Raw genomic sequence first — 20191 nt, forward strand, 5'->3', positions numbered from 1 at the left:
GCCCCGCTCCGACGGGGCGCCCGGCGGACCGCCGCTTCACGGGCCGGCCACCGGGCTGTATGGCCTGCCCGGCTCTCCCGCCCCCGGCGGCCCTCCGCCGTGAGGGGCTGTCGTGCCGCCGTGACCGGCCCAGCGCAGCGCCCCTCCTCTTCCTCGACGTCGACGGACCCCTCATCCCGTTCGGGCCGTCGGCCCGTCGGTCCCGGAGCGCGCCCGCCTCCGGCTCCGAGGCGTTCACCGAGCGGGGGAACCCGCTGCTGGGACGGCTCGACCCCGGCATCGGGCCGCGCCTGACGGCGCTGGGATGCGATCTGGTGTGGGCCTCGACCTGGACGGACGACGCGAACGAGGCCGTCGCCCCACGGGTCGGGCTGCCGAGGCTGCCCGTGGTGAGGTGGCCGCAGGAGTCCACCGGCGAGGGTCCGCGCGGCCTGCACTGGAAGACCCCCCACCTCGTCGAGTGGGCCGGACACCGCCCGTTCATCCGGGTCGACGACGAGATCGGCGCCATGGACCGCCTCTGGGTCGCCGCACAGCACCGGGCGCCGGCGCTGCTGCACCGCGTCGACCCGGGCAGGGGCCTCACCGACGACGATGTCGCCGTGCTCGCCGACTGGCTCCGCACCACCGTGCCGAACCGCGCGGCAGGAGCGGGCGCCCGGCGCTCCCCGTCCCCCGCCGATGCCGGACCCGGCCGCTGAACGCCCCGGACCGCGACCGGTCCGGGGCGCTCGCGCGCGTGCCCCGGCAGGACGCGGTCCGGGGCGCCCGCTCCGGGAGAGCGGCCGTCAGCGACCGTCAGCGGCCGCAGCCCACGCGCCCGGTGGACAGGGCCAGGTCGTCCAGGAGCAGGTCGTAGGAGTCCGGGGTGGGGTCGCCCTGGTAGAGCTGCCAGCCGATGCGGACGGTGTCGACGTCCGGGAGGACGAAGTCGACGGGGTGGCCGCCGTGGCGGGTGGTGGTGACGGTCAGGTCCGGCTTGGGCTCGCCGTCGATCCACACCGAGACGCGGTTGTCGTCCGCGTCCACCTCCCACTCCAGGCACGTCCACCTCCCGGCCTCGGCCGGGGCGGACTCGCGCCAGTCGGTCCAGTCGCCCGTGGGCCCGCCGTCGGAGCCCACGCCCCACAACTGCGCTCCGTCCCCGACGGTCGGCACGTACTGGCCGCCGAGGGGCCGCACCACGCTGCCGTCGCCGCGGCCGGTGGCCTCGACCAGGGTGAAGTGGGCCCAGTCCGGAGCGGTGGGGAAGGCGTCGACGCGGACCCGCATCCGGCCGAAGAAGCTGTTGCCGGGGGCGTCGAAGTCGTCGACCTCCAGGAAGGCGTGTCCGTTGCCCTCGGTGCGCAGGTGCAGCACCTGCCCCGGCCGGTGCCCGCCGCCGCGTTCGCGTCCGGCGGACCGCTCGACGGCCAGCGTGCCGTGCCGGGTGTCCACGCCCCAGTCCAGGCTGGTGCCCGCGCCGCGGGGCAGGTCCTCGAAGTCCTCGCAGAACAGCAGGGCGGGGGAGGGGGCGCAGGTACGGTGCGGCGGGCGGTCGCCGGGCCGGTCGTGCGCGGGGGCGGTGCCGGCGGTGCCACCGGTGCCGGCCACGGCGGTGACGGCGGCCAGGGCGAGGGCGCCGAGCAGGCCGGACAGCCGGCGGGAGGTGCGGGGTAAGGGACGCATGCGGTTCTCCTGCGGGAGGCGGGGGGCTGCGGACCCTTATGGGAGCGCTCCCATAGGGTCGTCCGGCACCCTACGGCAGCCCGCCGCTCCCGGCCAGGGGTGGCGGGGCGGAACGCCGGACGCCTACTTCCCCGGCCGGGAGCGGACGGTGATCCTTGACGGGCGCTCATGGAACCGATCCCAGACGGAGGAAACGATGAACGGACAGCGGTACCGCCCCACCCGGCGCACGGTCCTCGCCCTGGCCGGCGCGACGGCCGCGGGGCTCGCGCACGCACCGGGGGCCGCCGCGCGGCCGAGGGGGCCGGAGGGGCGGCGGGGGCGGCGCTTACGCGTCTACCTGGGTGCCTACACCGGCGGCGACGCCGCCCACGGCATCGGGGTGGCGAGCGCGGACCCGGACACCGGCGCCCTGCGCCTGGAGTCGGTGGTCCCGGCCGAGGACCCCTCCTTCCTGGCGCTGTCGGCGACGAGGCGCGTGCTGTACGCCGTCAACGAGGTGGAGGAGGGCGGGGTGTCGGCCTACGCGCTCGCCCCGGACGGCGCCGTCCGGCGCTTCCTGGGCCGGTCCCCCAGCGGCGGCGCCCACCCCTGCCACCTCGCCCTGCATCCCGGTGGACGCCATCTGTTCACCGCCGACTACACCTCCGGCACGGTCGGCGTCGTCGCGCTGCGGCCCGACGGCGCGCCGGGGGAGGTGGTCCAGGTGGTGCGCTACACCGGCTCCGGTCCCGACCCCGAGCGGCAGGACGGGCCGCACGCCCACATGGTGCTGCCCGACCCCGCGGGCAGGCGGCTGCTCGCCGTCGACCTGGGCACCGACACCGTCCACGTCCACCGCTTCGACGCCCGGCGCGGCCTGCTGACGGACGGCGCCGAGGCGCGGATGGCCCCCGGCTCCGGCCCGCGGCACCTGGCCTTCCACCCCTCCGGGCGGACCGTCTACGTCCTGGGCGAGCTGGACTCCACGCTCACCTCCTGCGCGTACGACGCCGCCCGCGGCACCCTCACGCCCGTCGCGACCGTCCCGATCCTGCCAAAGGACGCCGACCCGATCCCCTCCACCGCCGCCGAGGTGCTGGTCTCGGCGGACGGCCGGTTCGTGTACGCCTCCAACCGCGGCCACGACACCGTCACCGTGCTGGCCGTCGACGCCTCCGACACGACCCGGCTGCGTCCCGTGTCCCACCACCCCAGCGGCGGGAGCTCACCCCGCCACCTGGCCTTCGACCCCGCCCAGCGTCTTCTGTACACGGCCAACCAGCACTCCGGGACGGTCGCCGTGCTGCGGCGCGACCCGGTGAGCGGGGCCCTGTCCCCGGCCGGTGAGCCGCTGGCCTTCCCCCGGGCGGTGTGCGTGCTGCCCGCGGGGAGGGGCCGGTGAGGACGCCCCCGCCCGGAGCCGCCACGGCTCCGGGCGGGGGCGGGGCGGCCGGTACGGGCCGGTCAGGGGCGGTCAGCGCGGCCGGTGTGGTCGCGGCTCCGGCGTGCCCCCGGCGCCCGAGGGCGCGCGGATTCCGTTTCCGCCCGCCCCGGCGGGTACACGCCGGGAAGGGGCAGCGCGAGCCCCTGATTCCCGATGTGCCCCAGCGGGTATGCGCGTCACGGCGGTGATCACACCCCGGGGGTGGAACGACCCGGAAGGAGCGACACCGTGTTCTTCGTCGACACCGTGGAGATCCAGGGACTGGGCAACCGGAGCTATCTGGCCGGAGGCCGGTCGGCGGCCGTCGTGGTGGACCCGCCGAGGGACATCGACCGGATGCTCGTGCCGGCGGCCCGGCGGGGGGTGCGGATCGCCCTCGTCGCCGAGACCCACGTGCACAACGACTACGTCACCGGCGGCCTCGAACTGGCCCGTCTGACGGGCGCGGAGTACCTGGTGCCCGCCGACGCGCACGTGTCGTACCCCCGGACGCCGGTGGCCGACGGCGACACCGCCGAGGTCGACGGAGGACTGGCGCTGCGCGCGCTGGCCACCCCCGGGCACACCCCGCACCACACCTCCTACGTCCTGGAGGAGGACGGGCGCGCGGTGGCGGTCTTCACCGGCGGCTCGCTGCTGATCGGCACCGTCGGACGGCCGGACCTGGTCGAACCGCGGATGACGCGCGAACTGGCCCGCGCCCAGCACGCCTCCGCCCGCCGGCTGGCCGGGGAACTGGACGACGAGGTGCCCGTGATGCCCACCCACGGCTTCGGCAGCTTCTGCTCCTCCACCCAGGCCGAGGGCGACTCCACCACCATCGGCAAGGAGCGCGCCGTCAACGACGCGCTGGTCAAGGACGCGGACGCCTTCGTCGCCGACCTGCTCGCGGGCCTGGACGACATCCCCGCCTACTACGCCCACATGGGGCCGGTGAACTCCGCCGGACCGGCGCCGATCGACCTCACCCCGCCCCGGCGCGCGGACGCGGGGGAGATCGCCGCCCGGCTGGCGGCGGGGGAGTGGGTGGTGGACCTGCGCAGCCGCGTGGCGTTCGCCGAGGGGCACGTGGCCGGGGCGTTCAACTTCGAGGCCGACGGCAAGCTCGCCACCTACCTGGCCTGGCTGGTCCCGTGGGGCAAGCCGGTCACGCTGCTGGCCGAGAACTCCGGGCAGCTCGCCCGCGCCCAGCGGGAACTGGCCCGCGTCGGCGTCGACCGCCCCGCCGCGGTCGCCACCGGCGGCCCCGCCGACTGGCTCGGCGCCGGTGCGCGGCCGCGCACCTTCCCCCGGGCCGACTTCGCCGGGCTGGCCGGCGCCCGCGAGCGCGGTGAGGACGTGGTCGTGCTCGACGTGCGCCGCGACTCCGAGCGGGCGAACGGCTACGTCGACGGATCGGTCCACATCCCCGTCCACCAGGTGCACGGCCGCGTCGCCGAGGTGCCCGGCGGGACCGTCTGGGTCCACTGCGCCAGCGGCATGCGCGCGGCGATCGCCGCCTCGATGCTGGACGCGGCCGGCCGCGAGGTGGTCGCCGTCGACGACGCCTTCGACGAGGCCGAACGAGCCGGGCTGACCGTCGTACGGCCCTGACCGCGCCCCTCTGCGCCTCCGCCCCCCGCGTCCCCTCCGTCCCGCCCGTGCCCGTCCACCGGGGAGAGCACCGTGTCCCCCGTGCCGCCGTGTCCCCGTGCCGTCCGGCTCCGGGGCCGGACGGTCCCGGGCGCGGGCGCGGGCGCGCCGACGCCCGGGGAGCGGGTCAGGCCAGGGAGAGGAAGAGCTTCTCCAGCCGGGCCCGCATCTGCTCGCGGTCGAGCGCCGCGGCGGGGTCACCGTCGGAACCGTCGGCCAGGCAGCGCTGCAGACCGGTGGCGATGACCGCGAAACCGGCCTTGTCCAGCGCCCGGGAGGCCGCCGCGAGCTGCGTGACCACCTCCTCGCAGTCCCGCCCCTCCTCGATCATCTTGATCACCCCGGCGATCTGGCCCTGTGCCCGGCGCAGCCGGTTGACCACCGTTCTCAGTTCCTCGGCCGCCATCGCCAGTTCCACGGCACCTCTCCTCTCATACCCCTCGGGGTATCCTACCGGCTCGGTCGCTCCCCCGTGACGGGGGGAAACATCTCACACGTGCCCGCCGCGCCCGCGTTCACCGCCGAGCGGAGCGGCTCCCGCGTCCACGGGCCGACCGGCGCCGTCGCCGACGCGCACCCCGGCGCCCCGCGGCTCCGGTGGTGTCGCACCGGCACCGCCGGGGTACCGCGGTGCGGACGGACGCCGGGACGGCCCAGACGCCGGGACGGCGACGCACGGACGGGAGGAAGCCGATGTCCGAGATGACGGCCGTACGGTTCACCGGCTGGCAGAAGCCGCCCGAGGTGACCCGGATCCCGGTGCCGGAACCGGGCCCGGGGGAGGTCCTGCTCAAGGTGGCGGGCGCGGGAGTGTGCCACTCCGACCTGCACGTCATGGACTGGCCCGCCGGGGCGCTCCCCTACGACCTGCCCTTCACCCTGGGGCACGAGACCTCCGGCCGGGTGCACGCCCTGGGGCCGGGCACCCGGGCCACCGGGCTGCGCGAGGGCGACGCGGTGCTGGTCTACGGCCCCTGGGGCTGCGGGGTCTGCCACTCCTGCGCCCGGGGCGCGGAGAACTACTGCCTCCGGGCCGCCGAGCTCCGGGCCGCCGGAGGGGGACTGGGCCTGGACGGCGGGATGGCCGAGTACATGCTCGTCCCCTCCGCCCGGCTGCTCGTGCCGCTCGGCGACCTCGACCCGCGTACCGCCGCCCCGCTGACCGACGCAGCGCTGACGCCCTACCACGCCGTCAAGCGCTCCCTGCACAAGCTGGTGCCCGGCACGGCGGCGGTGGTGATCGGCGTCGGCGGACTGGGGCACATGGCCGTCCAGTTGCTCAAGGCGCTGAGCGCGGCCGACGTCATCGCCGTCGACGTCGCGGCGGACAAGCTGGACCTGGCCGCCGGCGCGGGCGCCGACCACTGCGTCCCCGCGGGGGAGGGGGCGGCGGAACGGATCCGCGCGCTGACCGGCGGACTCGGCGCCGCCCTGGTGCTGGACTGCGTCGGCGCGGACGCCACGATGGCCACCGCCGCCGCGGCCGCCGCCGTGGAGTCCGACGTCACCGTCGTCGGGCTGGCGGGCGGCACCCTGCCCGTCGGCTTCGGCGCCGTGCCCTTCGAGGCCGCGGTGTCCATCCCGTACTGGGGCACCCGGCCGGAGCTCGCCGAGGTCGTCGCCCTCGCCCGCGCCGGCCGGATCCGCCCGCACGTGGAGGTCTTCCCGCTCGGCGAGGCCAACGAGGTCTACCAGCGCCTGCGCGACGGCCGGATCGACGGCCGGGCGGTGCTGGTGCCCGGGGACGAGGGCTGATCCGCCGCCCGTCCGCCGCGTGCCCCTCCGGCCGGCCGCGGAGCGGCGTACGGACGGGTGCCCCACCACCGGGCGGCGGTCCGCGACGGGCGGAAGGCACGAGGGAAGGAGGCGGCTGCCGTGTCCGACAGGGAGCACCACGAGCCGGCCGACCCCGGTGACATCGGACGGCGGGTGGCCCTCCAGCGCGAGCGGCTGGGCCTCACCCGCGAGGAGACCGCCGTCCGGGCCGGCATGGCGCCGGGGTACCTGGAGTACCTGGAGGAGCACCCCTCGGCCCCGAGCGGCCCCGGGCTCCTGAGGCTGGCCGCCGCGCTGGAGACCACCGTCGAGTGGCTGCGCGGCGGCGGCACGGACCGCCCGCCCGGCCGCGCCCGGGCCGCGGCCCACCCCCGGTACCTCGAACTGGACGAGGAGGAGTGCTGGGCCCGGCTCTCCACGCACGGCGTGGGGCGCGTCGCGGTGACCACCGCCGACGGCCCCGCCATCATCCCGGTCGACTACCGGGTGACGGACGGCGAGATCGCCTTCCGCGCCAGGCCCGGCTCCGCGCCCTCGGCGGCCGTGGGGCACGAGGTGGCGTTCGAGGTCGACCACGTGGACGACGCCTTCCGGCGCGGCTGGAGCGTCCTCGTCGTCGGCCGCGCCCGGGCCGCCGGCGAGGCCGAGGCCCGGCGCCTGGCGGACGAGGGCCTCGGCGAGCCGTGGGCGGGAGGGGAGCGCAACCTCTGGGTGATCGTCCGCGCCGAACGCGTCACCGGCCGCCGGATCCGCACCGAGTGACCTCCGGGGCGTGACCGCCCACCCGGGGATGGACAGCGCCGTCGATGGGAAATAATGTGCCAAGCGCACAAAGATTTCGGAGGGGACGGAGACCATGGCGGCCGAGACGGTGAGAACGGCGAAGACGGCCGGGACGGTGGTCGGGAAGGCGGCCGGGGAGGCGCGCTATCCCCGGCCGCCGGTGTCCCTCGAGGAGGCCGAGTGGGTGTGGCGGACCCTGGCGTCGCAGGCCGTGGAGGAGGGCGCGAAACCGGAGACGGTGCGGCTGGCGGTGGTCACCGGGCTGGCCCGGGCCAGCGGCGCCCGCTACGGCGACCTGCTGCGGTGCACGGTGCGGTCGCTGGACCTGGGGGCGGGGTGGGTGGACGTCGAGCACGGCAAGCACCGCGTCCCGCGGCGGCACGGCCTGGACGCGGGCACGGTGCTGGTGCTGCGCCGCTGGATGGACGTCCGCGCCGACCTGTGCGCCGAGCTGGAGGGCTCGGTGCCCGAGGCGCTGCTGCTGACGGTGCACCACACCCACGACAACGGGGTCACGGTCGCGGCCGGGCTGCCCATCACCCGGCAGGGGCTGGTGCTCTCCTGGCGCCGCTTCGTGTACCGCACCAACGCCGCCCACGCCGGCCGGCGTCCCCCGCTGCCCACCCGCTTCGAGCAGCTCCGCCGCGCCTGGACCACCGCCGGGGCCGCGGCCGGGGCGTGACGCCGGGCCCTCCTCAGCGCTCTCCGGGCTCCCGCGGGCCGTACCGCACGGGCAGGCCGCGGAGGCCGCGCAGCATCCCGGGGTACCACTCCAGGCCGGCCGGGTCGGCGTCGAGTGCGAGGTCGGGGAAGCGCTCCAGGAGGCTCTCCAGCGCGACGGCGGCCTCCATGCGGGCGAGCGGGGCGCCCAGGCAGTGGTGGACGCCGTGTCCGAAGGCCGAGTGCCCCCGGGCGTCGCGGCGGATGTCGAAGCGGTCGGGGTCGGGGAAGCGCCGGGGGTCGCGGGACGCCGAGGCCAGCACGGCGAGCACGGACTCCCCGGCCGGGACGACGGTGCCGCCGATCTCCACGGGTTCGGCGGTGAAGCGGTGGGCCGAGGCGACCACCGGGCCGTTGTGGCGCAGGGTCTCCTCGACGGCGGCCTCGACGAGTGAGGGGTCGGCTCGCAGGGCGCCGAGCTGGTCCGGATGGGTGAGCAGGGCGTGGACGGCGCCCGAGATGAGGCCGGCGGTGGTCTCGTGCCCGGCGACGAGCAGCAGGAAGGCCATGCCGAGCAGTTCCTCGGGCGAGAGGCGTTCCTCCCCGTGGGCGGCGGTGGCGGCCAGGGAGCTGAGGAGGTCGCCGCCCGGCTTCTTCCGCTTCTCCGCGACGAGGGCGGTGAGGTAGGCCGTCATGGCCTGCGCGGCGGCGCCCCCGGAGGCCGGGTCGGCGGGGTGGACGATCCCGGTGGACCAGCGGTGGAAGGCGGCCCGGTCGACGGCGGGGACGCCGAGGAGTTCGCAGATCACGGCCACCGGGAGCGGTGCGGCGAAGGAGGCGACCAGATCGGTGCGCCCCTGCGGCGACACGGCGTCCAGGAGGTCTTCGGCTATCCGCCGGACGCGGGGGCGCAGCGACTCGACGCGGCGGCCGGTGAACTCCCGGGCGACCAGCCGCCGCAGACGGGTGTGGTGGGGCGGGTCGGTCTGGAGCATGTTCCGGCCGACGGCGTGGCCGCCGTCGTCCTCCCAGCCGGAGGAGTGGCGTATGTCGTTGCGCAGGCGTGGGTCCGTCAGGGCGGTGCGGACCTCGTCGTGGCCGAGGACCAGCCAGACGCTCCTGGAGTCGGTGGTGGGCACGCGGTGGACCGGGCCGCGCTCGCGCAGCAGGGCGTAGACGGGGTACGGGTCGGCGGCGAAGTGCGTGCCGGGAGGGGCCAGGTGGCCGAGGTCGGGCGTGGTCACGATCTTCCTCCGTAGGTCCGGCGGGGCGGGGGCGGAGCGCGGCGGCAGCCTAAGCGGGGAGTGCTCCCCGTTTCCTCGGGACGGTAGCAGCCAACCGGGGAGTGGTCCACGTTTTCCTGTTAGGGTGCCGTCCATGGGTGCGGCCGGACGAGGCGGGACGGAGGGGCCCGCGCCGCTGCGGCGGGACGCGCGGCGCAACAGGGAGCTGCTGATCGCCGCCGCCCGCGAGGTCTACGCGGAGCAGGGCGTCGAGGCGCCGCTGGACGACATCGCCCGCCGGGCCGGGGTCGGCAACGCCACCCTGTACCGGCACTTCCCCACCCGGGGGGCGCTCGTCGAGGCGGTCTTCCGCGACTCGCTCACCGCGACCCTGCGCACGGGGGAGGAGGCGCGGCTCGGCGAGGACCCCTGGGAGAGCCTGACCGCCTACCTGGAGCGGATCTTCGAGGGCCTGGCCGCCGACCGGGGCGCCAACGACCTGATGACCACGGGGGTGGAGGGGGTGCCCTCCCTGGAGGCGCTGCGGGCCCACAACCACGAGACGGTGGCCGTCCTGGTCCGCCGGGCCCAGGAGCGGGGCGTCGTACGGCCGGACGTCACCGCCGAGGACCTGCTGTTCGCCCTGGCGGCGCTGGGCCGGGTGGTCCCGGCCTCCGCCGCGGTCGAGCCCGCCGCGTGGCGCCGCTGCCTCGCCCTGCTGCTGGACGGCCTGCGCGTGGAGGTCGCCCGCCCCCTGCCCGCGCCGCCGGTCACCTTCGGCCGGCTGGAGGCCGTCCTGCGCGAACTGGGCCCCTCCGGTCCCGGCCGGCGGTAGGCCCGGCCGCCCGCGCCCGCCCGGAGCCGGACGGGCGCGCCTGTCTCACCTCCGTCCGCACGGACGCCTCCTCCCTCCACCCCGCGCTCGATCGCCTCGGGCGTGGAAGGGAGCCCGTCCCGTGGGAACCCGTGGCAACGCGGGACCGGGAACCGGGGGGCCGCGTGTCGGCGGCCCGGCGGCCCGGCAGGCCCGCGGGGCCTGATCCCGGGCGCGGGGCACCGCCGGCAGGGTCATGAGAGCGGTGAGGGCCGGGGCCGGGACGGAGGCGGCCCACCGGGAGCGGCCGGGGGGATGGCGGATGACGGGCGCCGCTCGGACTTCCTTCTCCGCGGGCGGCTCCGGCCGGTGTGGAACGCGTACCCCGCCGGGTACCCGACGGCGTGCGGCAGCGCACAGGACGGTGCCCGCTGCGGATCTCCTCCCCCCCGCCGTGCGGACGCGGCGCGGGAGGGGGAACGCGGACGCCGCCCCTTCCGTCCACGTACCCCCGCGGTACGGGGGCCGGAGGGGTCGGCGGGGACGACGCGGGAGGCGGAGGTGGCCGGCATGGCGACGGTGGAACTGACGCACGAGAACTTCGACCGGACCGTCACGGAGTCGGACATGGTGCTCATCGACTTCGGGGCCTCCTGGTGCGCGCCGTGCCGGGCCTTCGAGCCCGTCTACGAACGCGTCGCGGCCAAGCACCCGGATATCGTGTTCGGCACGGTGGACACCGAGGCGCAGCAGGAGCTGGCCGCGGCGTTCCAGATCACCTCCGTCCCGACGCTGGCGGTCGTCCGCGACCAGATCGTCCTGTACGCCCAGCCGGGCGCGCTGCCGGAGGCGGCGCTGGAGGAACTGATCGTCCAGACGCGCGAGGTGGACATGGACGAGGTGCGCCGGACGCTGGCCCGCGGGGCAGGCTGGACCTGACACCCGGGCCGCGGCCGGGGTGCGGCCGGGGTGCGCGGAGCGCGGAGGAGGAGAGGCGATGGACAGCAGGGCATGGGACGAGCGGTACGCGGCCGCCGAACTGGTCTGGGGAGGCGAGCCCAACCGCTGGGTGGTCCGGGAGACCGAGGGGCTCGCGCCCGGCCGCGCGCTGGACCTGGCGGCCGGGGAGGGGCGCAACGCCCTCTGGCTGGCCGCCCGGGGATGGCGCGCGACCGCCGTCGACTTCTCCGCCGTCGCCCTCGACCGCGGCCGGCGGCTGGCCGACAGCCGTCCGCCCGAGGTCCGCGAACACCTGGACTGGGTCCGGGCGGACCTGGCCTCGTACCGCCCCGACACCGGTGCGTTCGATCTGGTGCTGGTCGTCTATCTGCACGTCCCCGCCGCGGAGCGCCGCGCCGTGCTGCGGCGCGCGGCGGACGCGGTGGCCCCCGGAGGCACGCTGCTGGTCGTCGGGCACGACACCGCGAACCTCACCGAGGGCGTGGGCGGGCCGCAGGACGCCGCCGTGCTGTTCACCCCCGACGACGTGCTCGCCGACCTGGAGGGGACGGGGCTGGAGCCCCGGCGCGCCGAACGGGTCCGCCGCCCGGTCGCCGGTCCCGACGGCGGGCGGGCCCACGCGGTCGACGCCCTGGTGCGCCTGGAGCGCCCCCGCCCGTCCTGAGCGCCGCGTCCCCCTTCCCCCGCCTTCCCCCGCACGGGCCGGCCGGGCGTCACTTCCCGGCGGCCTCCCGCAGGGCCTGGACGTCGATCTTCCTCATCCCGAGCATGGCCTTCATGACCTGCTGGGACACCGCCGGGTCGGGGTGGGCCAGCAGTTCGGGCAGCTCCCGCGGGACGATCTGCCACGACAGGCCGTACCGGTCCTTGAGCCAGCCGCACTGGCTCTCCTCGCCGCCGTCGGTGAGCCTGGCCCACAGCTCGTCCACCTCCGCCTGGTCGGCGCAGTCCACCGAGAGCGAGACGGCCTCGGTGAACCCGAACTCCGGCCCGCCGTTGATCGCGATGAACTCCTGCCCGGCGAGTTCGAAGGTGACGGTCATGACCGATCCCGGCTCTCCCGGCCCGGCCTCGCCGAAGTGCTGGACGTCCGTGATCCGGGAGTCGGGGAAGAGGGAGGTGTAGTACCGAGCGGCCTCCTCGGCCCGGCCGTCGAACCACAGGTTGGTCGTGATCTTCTGCTTCTGCACGGTGTGCCCTCCTGGCGAGCGGGTGCCGAACGCTTCCGATGGGTTGACCGGGCGCGCGGCCGGAACTCATCGCTCGCCGCCCGGGTCGCCGCGCCCGAGTTGCTCAGCGCCGGGGTGGTGGGCCCGGTCCGCGGCCGTCCGCGGCGGCGTCCATGGCGGCGTCCATGGCGGCGTCCACGGCGCGCGGGCGCGGGAGCAGCCGCGCCGGCTTCCGCCGCCGGCGGCTGCCGCCCGGGAGGCGAAAGCCCGTGGAGCCCGTGGAGGGGGCCCGGTGCGGGCCCGGACGCGCCGACGGCGCGGCGGCTCGGGGCCGCCACGCCGTCGGGTGGGGTGGTGGATCGGGGACGCCGCCGTGGGCCGGCGGGGTCAGGAGGCGGTGCAGGAGCCGAGTCGGGGAGCGGACCAGTTGCCGTTGGCCATCACCGTGAAGCCGAAGCTGGTGGAGGAGCCGGCGGACAGGGCGCCGTTCCCGTTGGGCCGCATGGTCATGACGTTGCCGCTGGAGTCCCAGCTCGGGGTGCCGTTCCAGGTGGCGGAGATCTTCTGGGGGGAGGTGACGGTGACCGTCACCGACCAGTTGCTGATGGCGGAGCCGCCCGCCCTGACGGTCACCCTGCCGTTGAAGCGGTCGCCCCAGCGGTCGGTCTGCTCGTAGGTGACGGAGCAGGAGGGCGAGCCTCCGCCGCCGGTCGTCCCGCCGGTCGTCCCGCCGGTGGTGGTGCCTCCGGTGGTCGTTCCGCCGGTGGTGGTCCCTCCGGTGGTGCTTCCGCCGGAGCCGCCGAGGGCCTCCAGGACGGCGGTGTAGGCGGGCTTCTTGTTGTAGTTGCCGTCGAAGAGCAGCGGGGTGTCGGAGGAGCGCCAGGAGTACTTGTCGGTCACGCCCCAGACGGTGATGCCGGTGCAGCGGGAGACGGCCAGGCAGGCCTGGGTGACGCCGCGGTACTGCTCGGCCTGGGAGGAGCCGGAGCCGGCGATGTCCAGTTCGGTGATCTGGACGTCCACGCCGAGGTCGGCGAAGTTCTGCAGGGTGGTGTGGTAGTTGGACGGGACGGGGTTGCCGCTGTTGAAGTGGGCCTGGAACCCGACGCAGTCGATGGGCACGCCGCGGGCCTTGAAGTCCCTGACCATGTTGTACACGGCCTGGGTCTTGGCGTGGCTCCAGTTGTCGGTGTTGTAGTCGTTGTAGCAGAGCTTGGCGTTGGGGTCGGCGGCGCGGGCGGTGCGGAAGGCCTCCTCGATGTAGCCGTTGCCCAGGCGCTGCTGGAAGACGGAGTTGCGGCGCGCGCCGCTGGAGCCGTCCTCGAAGGCCTCGTTGACCACGTCCCAGGAGTGGACCTGGCCCTTGTACTGGCCCATGACGCGGTTGATGTGGTTGTTCATCGCCGAGCGCAGGTCGTTCCCGGACAGGCTGGTCACCCAGCTCGGCAGCTGGGAGTGCCACACCAGGGTGTGGCCGCGCAGCTTCATGCCCTGGCTGCGGGCGTGGTTGGCGATGCGGTCGGCGGTGGCGAAGTTGAAGGAGTTGCGGGAGGGCTCCAGCGCGTCCCACTTCATCTCGTTCTCGGCGGTCAGGGAGTCGAACTCCCGGTTGAGGACGCTCATGTAGTCCGACTCGCCCATGCGGTTGGCGGCGATCGCGGTGCCGAAGTAGCGGCCCTTCTCCGCCGCCGCCGCGCCCAGGGTGCTCGCCGCGGAGGCGGTGCCGGTCAGGGCGGTGAGGGTGCCCGCGGCGGCCATCGCGAGGGTGGCGCCCACCACCAGCGCGTTGCGCAGCGAGGAGCGGCCGCGTCTGCCCGACGGTTCGGGCTCCGGCGGGGTGTGGGGGGTGTCGATCATTGCGGTCCCTTCGTCCGTGGCCCGCACCCCCGCCGGGGCGGGGCGGGGGTGCTGTCGGGCCGGGTAGGTGTGCCACTCGCGGCTCTCTGGTCCGCCATCCGGCACGGCACCGGTGGCAGGTCCATGGCGATCGGCAACGATCGATGTGGAGTATGCGCGGGTTGAGGGCCACCGTCAACGGTTCCTTCCGGAAAAGTTCCGGAGACAACTACCGCTCCTTTCCCCGGCGTTGACGGGAGGGGAGGGTCTCGTCGTGAAGGGGAGCCCTGGATGCGCGCGCCAATCCGATCGAAACTTCCGGAATCTTTTCGGGGCATCCGCCGGGCGGTCGGCACCACGGGCAGCGGTGTGCGGCCCGGCTCCGGACAGCACGAGGCCGCGCCGACGACGAGGGGGAGGGGGGCATCGCGGGCGCGGCCGTACCGTGCGCATGCCCAGCGATCCGCCGCTCACACCTGGCCGGTGACGGAAAACCGGATCCGTCCGTCCCACCGGGCAGGGACCCCTGACGGGCGTTCACCCGCCCGGCGCGCCTTCCGGCCTCCCGCCCGTCCGGCGCCCCCTCCGGCCAGGGGCGACGTCGCCGGGACCGGCGGGGCCCTCCTATCCTTCCCCTGGAGCCGAACGGCGCGAGGGGCGGCCGTGGCTCCGTGCCGCCCCCACCAGGCGGACGGTCCGGGCCGTGGCGTGCGGCCCGGACCCCTCAGCGACATACGGAGTGTGCTCATGGCCCTGTGGGACCGCCTCAAGGAATCCGCCCAGACGATGCAGGCCCAGCTGGAGGAGAGGAGGAACGAACTCCGGGGCGGCGCGTTCCGTGACGCGAGCATGGCGATGTGCGCGCTCGTCGCAGCGGCGGACGGAACGGTCGACCCGGCCGAACGCCGCCGCGTCGCCTACCTGATCACCCACAACGAGGTGCTGAAGAACTTCCCCGCCGACGAGCTGCGGGACCTCTTCGAGGGCTGGCTCGACAGGCTCGCCGCCGACCACGAGCGCGGCAGGGCCGACGCCCTGGAGGAGATCGCCAAGGTCAGGAGGAAGCCGCTGGAGGCTCGCGCCGCCGTCCAGATCGGCATCGTCATCGGCGGGGCCGACGGCCGCTTCGACCTCGGCGAACGGGCCGTGCTCCGCGAGGCCTGCCAGGTCCTGGACCTGCTTCCGCACGAGTTCGACCTGTGAACCGGTGACCCACGGGGGCCCCGCGCCCCCGCACCCGTCCCACCCCCTCCTCCTCTTCCCCCGCATGGCCCACGGAGCCGTTTCACGCCGCGTCTTCCGGGCACTCACGGCGAGCGGAATCCGAACCGCACGACGCACAGCGAGGGACAGAGGAACAGATGCAGATCGGCTACAAACTGGCGGCGGAGGCGTTCGGTCCCGCCGAACTCGTCCGGCAGGCGGTACGCGCGGAGCGGGCCGGGTTCGACTTCGTGGAGATCAGCGACCACTACCACCCGTGGCTGGACAACCAGGGCCACTCGCCGTTCGCCTGGACGGTCCTGGGCACCATCGCGGCGAAGACCGAGCGCATCGGACTGGCCACCGGCGTCACCTGCCCGACCGTGCGGTACCACCCGGCGATCATCGCCCAGGCCGCCGCGACGCTCGCCCTGGTCTCTGAGGGCCGGTTCGTCCTCGGCGTCGGCTCCGGCGAACGGCTCAACGAGCACGTCGTCGGCCGCGGCTTCCCCGCCGTCGCCACGCGCCACGAGATGTTCCGCGAGGCGCTGGAGATCATCCGGCTGCTGTGGAGCGGCGGGTACCGGTCGTACGAGGGCAAGCACCTGCGCCTGGAGGACGCGCGGGTCTTCGACCTCCCCGACGAGCTCCCGCTGATCGCGGTGGCCGCCAGCGGCCGTCCGTCGGCGCGGATCGCCGCCGAGCTCGGCGACGGGCTGTTCGCGACCGAGCCCAAGCCGGAGATCCTCCGCCACTACCACGACGCCGGCGGTTCCGGCCCCGCCTACGCCGAGGTGCCCGTGGCCTGGGCGCCCGACGAGCACACCGCGGCCCGGGCGGTCCTGGAGACCACGCGGTGGGCCGTGACCGGCTGGAAGGTCATGAGCGAGCTGCCCAACCCGGTCAACTTCGAGGCCGCCACCACCACCGTCCGCGAGGAGGACATCCTCGAGAACTTCGCCTGCGGCCCGGACCCGGCCAGGTTCGTCGAGATGGCGCAGCAGTACGTCGACGCGGGCTTCGACCGGCTGGTGCTGATGAACGCCGGCCCGGACCCGGACGGGTTCATGGAGTTCTACAGCGGCGAGCTGGAGGGGCGCATCCGCGGACTGGTCCCGCACGGCACCGGATCCTGACCGCCACCGGATCCCGGCCGGGGCCGTGCCGTTCCCCCTGCCCGCACGTGAGGTCCGAGGACTCCGCGGCGTGCCGGGACAGCCCGGAGGGGGTTCCGGGGACGCGGTGGCGGAAGCCGGGGGCGGCCGGGGCGGGAGCGGCCGGAACCGGCGCGGTACCGGGCCGGTTCCGGCCGGGCGGAGGAGCCGGACGGCGACCTCGGTGAGGCGCCGTGCCCGGGCGGGCCGGAACGGGCCGGCCCGCCCGGCGGGAAGGGGCGGAGGCGGCTCCTCCCCGCCGGGCGGGCGGTCTCACCTCCGTTCGCCCGGCGAGGGCGTCAGCTGCGCCGACAGCGGTACGGCGATGTCCTCCAGCGAGCGCCGCTCGGCGGGTACCGCCAGGAAGACGGCCACCAGCCCGGCCAGGGTCATCAGGCCCGCGCCGATCTGGAAGGCGAGCACGGTGTCCGCGACGATGCCGGACTCGGTGAGCTCGGCGAAGATCAGCGGGCCGCTGATACCGCCCGCGGCCGTGCCGATGGCGTAGAAGAAGGCGATGGCCATCGCCCGCGTCTCCATGGGGAAGACCTCGCTGACCGTCAGGTAGGCGGAGCTGGCCCCGGCCGAGGCGAAGAACAGCACCACGCACCAGCAGGCCGTCAGCGTGGTGGCGCTCAGGTGGCCGCCGCCGAAGAGCCAGGCGGTCACGAAGAGCAGCAGTCCGGAGAGGATGTAGGTGCCGGAGATCATCACGCGGCGGCCGACGGTGTCGAAGAACCTGCCCAGCAGCAGCGGGCCGAAGAAGTTGCCGACGGCGATGACGGCGAAGTAGTAGCCGGTCGAGCCGGTGCCCACGTCGAAGAACGTGGTGAGGATCGCGCCGAAGCCGAAGGTGATGGCGTTGTAGAGGAACGCCTGGCCGATGAAGAGCGCCAGCCCCAGCACCGCGCGCTTGCGGTACCGGGAGAAGACCGTGCGGGCGATCAGCCCGAAGCCGATGCTGCGGCGCGTGTGGATGGTGATCTCGCCGGCGGGCGGCGGCAGTTCGGCGCCCTTCTCGGCGCGGATCTCCTCCTCGACCTCGCTCACCAGCTTCTCGGCCTTGTCGCCCTGTCCGTGGATGAACTGCCACCGGGGGCTCTCGGGCACGTGGCGGCGCACCAGCAGGATGGCCAGACCGAAGACGACGCCCAGGGCGAAGGTCAGCCGCCAGCCGACGTCGATCGCGAAGAGGTCGGTGTCCAGCATGACGATGGACAGCAGCGAGCCGCCCACCGCGCCCAGCCAGAAGCTGCCGTTGATGATCAGGTCGATGCGGCCGCGGTACTTGGACGGGATCAGCTCGTCGATCGCGGAGTTGATGGCCGCGTACTCGCCGCCGATGCCGAATCCGGTCAGGAAGCGGCACAGGAAGAACCACCAGCTGGAGAAGGACAGCGCGGTCATCGCGGTGGCGCCCAGGTAGACGGCCAGCGTGATGATGAACAGCTTCCTGCGGCCGTAGCGGTCGGTCAGCCAGCCGAAGAACAGCGCCCCCGAACAGGCGCCGGCCACGTAGAGGGCCGCCGCGATACCGGTGACCTGGGCGGAGGTGATGGGCAGTCCGCTGCCCTCCTCCGCCAGCCGCCCGGCGATGTTGCCGACGACCGTGACCTCCAGGCCGTCGAGGATCCACACCGTGCCGAGCCCGATCACGATCATCCAGTGCCAGCGCGACCACGGAAGACGGTCGAGCCGGGCCGGCACGGACGTTGTGACCGTGCCCGTGCCGGCCGTCGTCCCCAGGGTTTCGTCAGTCGCCATCACCACTCCCTTCGGCGCCGGGCCGAGGGGGTGCGCCTCGGCGCGCTTCCCACGGTTTCCCTGACCGTGGGTGATCCACACGTAGCGGTGGGGAAAGGGCGGGCGGACGGGGGAGGACGCGGAGACGGCCGCTCCGCTCCTGCGGACTCCCGGGCTCCTTCGGTGCGGGACCGCCAGGTCACGGCGGCCGGGGCGGGCCCCTGCGGGGAGCGGACGGCCGGGCGCGTCGCGCAGCCGCCCGTGGCGGGCGGCGCCCCGCCGCGGGCCGCTCCCGCTCCAGCGCCGTGACGGGGATCCCGGCGGCCCGGCCCGCGGGTGTCACAGGGCGTGGCCGCCGGCGACCTGGAGGATCTGCCCGGTGATCCAGCGGGCCTGGCGGGAGGCCAGGAACACCACGGCGTCGGCGACGTCCTCCGGCTCGCCCACCCGTCCCAGGGGCACGATCGCGCGGACCTCGTCGATCCGGTCCGCCCCGATCCAGCCGGTCTGCACCGGACCGGGGGCCACGGCGTTGACCCTGATGCCCGACGCGGCCAGATCCAGCGCGGCGGCCCGGGTGAACGCCTCCAGCGCCGCCTTGGACGTGCCGTAGCCGATCTGGCCCGCGAAGGCGCGCGCGGCGTCCGTGGAGACGTTCACCACGCACGGCGCGGTCCCGCCCCGGCCCCGGGCGCGGCGCGCGAGCTCGGCGGTGAGCAGCGCCGGCGCGATGGAGTTGACGCGGTGGTGGCGCGCCAGCGATTCGGCGGTGAGCGCGTCGAGGGTGTCCGGACTCTCGCAGTGCGCGGCGTTGTTCACCAGGACGCCGACCGGCCCCAGGCGCTCCTCCACCTGGTCGAACAGGCGTCCCGCCGCGTCCGGTGCGGCCAGGTCGGCGGCGACCGCGACCGCCCCGCCCAGTTCGGCGACCAGTTCCCGGACCGCCTCCGCCGGCGGAGTGGTGTGCTCCCAGCGCGCTCCGGGAGGCGGGGCGCCCTGCGCGGGCAGATGGTGCACGGCCACCCGCGCCCCCTGGGCGGCGAACGCGCGGGCGATCGCCGCTCCGATGCCCGCGCCCGCGCCCGTGACGAGTACGACCTGTCCGTCCAGTCCGGTGTCGATCACCACCGCAGCATCCGGGACCGCGCCCGCGCGGGCAACCGGATTACGCGCGGCCGGTCGTCCGCGCGGCCCGGCCGTCCCGGCCCGCCCGCGATCGGCCCGCGGCGGGCCCCGGTCGGCCTCCGGCCGGTTCAGCCGCCGAGCAGGGCCTCCAGCCACAGCCGCTCGCGCCGCTCGGTGTACTCGGCGTCACGCCGCCAGACGTCGCCGTGGCCCTCCTCCCACAGCCTCGTCCACGGCTGGTCGCCGAGCGCGGCCCGGTCCCGCAGGAAGTCGTGCATGGCGCGGGTACGGCGGCCCAGCAGGGGCACCAGGCGCCGGCGTTCGTCCTCGTCCAGCCCGTAGGCGTCGGCGAAGGCCCGCAGCCGCGCCCCGGCGTCCGCGCGCCGGAAGGCGGGGTTCGCCGACAGCGGGACGAAGCCGTGGGCGGCGTAGGCCAGGTCCTCCAGGCGGGAGCCGGGCGCGGCGCCGTCCCAGTCGATGAACGCCCATCCCCCGCCGCCGTCGAACACCAGGTTCCACGGGGCCAGGTCGTGGTGGGCGACGATCTCGTGCCCCTCGGCGGGAACGAGCCTCCGCCAGCGGGCGCCGGGCGGCGGGACGAAGTCCGCCACGGCGTCGTGGAACTCCCGGATCAGGCGCGCCACCCGCTCCAGCCGGTGGACCGGGTCCAGCAGGGAGAAGCGGTCCGGCCACACGGTGCGGCCCGGCAGGTACGTCAGCACCTCGCGCCCGCGGTCGTCGACGCCCAGCGGCCGGGGGGCGCCCCGGAACCCCGCCGCGTGCAGATGGGCGAGCAGGGCGTGCACGGCGGGGGTCCACGGGCCCGCGGGACGGCGTACGGTGCCGCCCACCCGGACGACGCCCGCGCTGACGTTCCCGCCCGGCAGCGGTTCCTCCCCCGAGCCCTCCCCGAGGTTCTCGGGCTCCTCCCCAAAGTCCTCCACGACGCGTTCCATGCCGCCCAGTCTCGTCCCCGCGCCCCCGCCCGCGCACCCGGATTAGGGTGTGGACGCCCGACG

At 75.5% G+C, this 20191-nt stretch carries 19 protein-coding genes; 11 read left to right on the top strand and 8 right to left on the bottom strand.

Annotated elements, in window-relative coordinates; all coding sequences use genetic code 11:
- Positions 1 to 107: 107 nt before the first annotated feature.
- On the top strand, positions 108 to 701 hold the full coding sequence (locus QC029_RS17005) for an HAD domain-containing protein (RefSeq protein ID WP_279556567.1): 594 nt from the start codon (positions 108 to 110) through the stop codon (positions 699 to 701).
- Positions 702 to 798: 97 nt separating this feature from the next.
- Here the strand turns inward: QC029_RS17005 and QC029_RS17010 are convergent, their stop codons facing one another.
- Positions 799 to 1668 (bottom strand): hypothetical protein, encoded by an 870-nt coding sequence (locus QC029_RS17010; RefSeq protein WP_279556519.1) that lies wholly within the window; start codon positions 1666 to 1668, stop codon positions 799 to 801.
- Positions 1669 to 1864: 196 nt separating this feature from the next.
- On the opposite strand from QC029_RS17010, the gene QC029_RS17015 reads away from it, so the two are divergent.
- Together QC029_RS17015 and QC029_RS17020 are read left to right on the top strand one after the other, a co-directional pair.
- Positions 1865 to 3052, top strand: coding sequence for a lactonase family protein (locus tag QC029_RS17015; RefSeq protein WP_279556520.1), 1188 nt, complete (start codon positions 1865 to 1867; stop codon positions 3050 to 3052).
- A 270-nt stretch (positions 3053 to 3322) separates the two neighbouring features.
- Positions 3323 to 4687 (top strand): MBL fold metallo-hydrolase, encoded by a 1365-nt coding sequence (locus tag QC029_RS17020; RefSeq protein ID WP_279556521.1) that lies wholly within the window; start codon positions 3323 to 3325, stop codon positions 4685 to 4687.
- Positions 4688 to 4853: 166 nt separating this feature from the next.
- Here the strand turns inward: QC029_RS17020 and QC029_RS17025 are convergent, their stop codons facing one another.
- Positions 4854 to 5144, bottom strand: a complete 291-nt coding sequence (locus tag QC029_RS17025) for a metal-sensitive transcriptional regulator (RefSeq protein WP_279556522.1) — start codon at positions 5142 to 5144, stop codon at positions 4854 to 4856.
- 284 nt (positions 5145 to 5428) lie between these two features.
- Here QC029_RS17025 and QC029_RS17030 point away from each other — a divergent pair, with 284 nt between their 5' ends.
- From QC029_RS17030 to QC029_RS17040, 3 genes are all read left to right on the top strand, one after another.
- Positions 5429 to 6481, top strand: coding sequence for an NAD(P)-dependent alcohol dehydrogenase (locus tag QC029_RS17030; protein WP_279556568.1), 1053 nt, complete (start codon positions 5429 to 5431; stop codon positions 6479 to 6481).
- Positions 6482 to 6601: 120 nt separating this feature from the next.
- Positions 6602 to 7264: a pyridoxamine 5'-phosphate oxidase family protein gene (locus tag QC029_RS17035; protein ID WP_336621596.1), complete on the top strand. Its 663-nt coding sequence runs from the start codon at positions 6602 to 6604 to the stop codon at positions 7262 to 7264.
- A gap of 94 nt (positions 7265 to 7358) precedes the next feature.
- The gene (locus QC029_RS17040; RefSeq protein ID WP_279556523.1) at positions 7359 to 7967 is read left to right on the top strand and encodes a tyrosine-type recombinase/integrase; all 609 of its coding nucleotides are present in this window, start codon (positions 7359 to 7361) and stop codon (positions 7965 to 7967) included.
- Between the two features lie 13 nt (positions 7968 to 7980).
- Here the strand turns inward: QC029_RS17040 and QC029_RS17045 are convergent, their stop codons facing one another.
- Positions 7981 to 9189 (bottom strand): cytochrome P450, encoded by a 1209-nt coding sequence (locus tag QC029_RS17045; protein WP_279556524.1) that lies wholly within the window; start codon positions 9187 to 9189, stop codon positions 7981 to 7983.
- A 133-nt stretch (positions 9190 to 9322) separates the two neighbouring features.
- On the opposite strand from QC029_RS17045, the gene QC029_RS17050 reads away from it, so the two are divergent.
- The 3 genes from QC029_RS17050 to QC029_RS17060 all read left to right on the top strand — a co-directional run bounded on the left by QC029_RS17050 (position 9323) and on the right by QC029_RS17060 (position 11606).
- Positions 9323 to 10003 carry a TetR/AcrR family transcriptional regulator gene (locus QC029_RS17050; protein ID WP_279556525.1) on the top strand — a complete coding sequence of 227 codons (681 nt, stop codon included), beginning with the start codon at positions 9323 to 9325 and terminating at the stop codon, positions 10001 to 10003.
- A 549-nt stretch (positions 10004 to 10552) separates the two neighbouring features.
- On the top strand, positions 10553 to 10921 hold the full coding sequence (locus tag QC029_RS17055; RefSeq protein WP_279556526.1) for a co-chaperone YbbN: 369 nt from the start codon (positions 10553 to 10555) through the stop codon (positions 10919 to 10921).
- Between the two features lie 58 nt (positions 10922 to 10979).
- Complete coding sequence (locus QC029_RS17060; protein WP_279556527.1) at positions 10980 to 11606, top strand: bifunctional 2-polyprenyl-6-hydroxyphenol methylase/3-demethylubiquinol 3-O-methyltransferase UbiG; 627 nt, start codon at positions 10980 to 10982, stop codon at positions 11604 to 11606.
- A 49-nt stretch (positions 11607 to 11655) separates the two neighbouring features.
- On the opposite strand, the gene QC029_RS17065 is transcribed toward QC029_RS17060, so the two are convergent.
- Together QC029_RS17065 and QC029_RS17070 are read right to left on the bottom strand one after the other, a co-directional pair.
- Positions 11656 to 12132 (bottom strand): VOC family protein, encoded by a 477-nt coding sequence (locus QC029_RS17065; RefSeq protein WP_279556528.1) that lies wholly within the window; start codon positions 12130 to 12132, stop codon positions 11656 to 11658.
- Positions 12133 to 12498: 366 nt separating this feature from the next.
- Positions 12499 to 13869 (bottom strand): endo-1,4-beta-xylanase, encoded by a 1371-nt coding sequence (locus QC029_RS17070; RefSeq protein WP_279556569.1) that lies wholly within the window; start codon positions 13867 to 13869, stop codon positions 12499 to 12501.
- 825 nt (positions 13870 to 14694) lie between these two features.
- Here QC029_RS17070 and QC029_RS17075 point away from each other — a divergent pair.
- Positions 14695 to 15150 (top strand): TerB family tellurite resistance protein, encoded by a 456-nt coding sequence (locus tag QC029_RS17075; RefSeq protein ID WP_279556529.1) that lies wholly within the window; start codon positions 14695 to 14697, stop codon positions 15148 to 15150.
- 158 nt (positions 15151 to 15308) lie between these two features.
- Entirely contained in the window at positions 15309 to 16286 is a 978-nt protein-coding gene (locus QC029_RS17080; protein ID WP_279556530.1) for a TIGR03557 family F420-dependent LLM class oxidoreductase, read from the top strand.
- 291 nt (positions 16287 to 16577) lie between these two features.
- Here QC029_RS17080 and QC029_RS17085 read toward each other — a convergent pair whose 3' ends face one another.
- The 3 genes from QC029_RS17085 to QC029_RS17095 all read right to left on the bottom strand — a co-directional run bounded on the left by QC029_RS17085 (position 16578) and on the right by QC029_RS17095 (position 20128).
- Positions 16578 to 18068 (bottom strand): MFS transporter, encoded by a 1491-nt coding sequence (locus tag QC029_RS17085; RefSeq protein ID WP_279556531.1) that lies wholly within the window; start codon positions 18066 to 18068, stop codon positions 16578 to 16580.
- A gap of 318 nt (positions 18069 to 18386) precedes the next feature.
- Positions 18387 to 19172: an SDR family NAD(P)-dependent oxidoreductase gene (locus QC029_RS17090; RefSeq protein WP_279556532.1), complete on the bottom strand. Its 786-nt coding sequence runs from the start codon at positions 19170 to 19172 to the stop codon at positions 18387 to 18389.
- 128 nt (positions 19173 to 19300) lie between these two features.
- Positions 19301 to 20128, bottom strand: coding sequence for a phosphotransferase enzyme family protein (locus QC029_RS17095; protein WP_279556533.1), 828 nt, complete (start codon positions 20126 to 20128; stop codon positions 19301 to 19303).
- Between the last annotated feature and the right edge of the window lie 63 nt (positions 20129 to 20191).

It is taken from the genome of Streptomyces sp. DH37 (assembly GCF_029813835.1).
Taxonomy (GTDB): domain Bacteria; phylum Actinomycetota; class Actinomycetes; order Streptomycetales; family Streptomycetaceae; genus Streptomyces.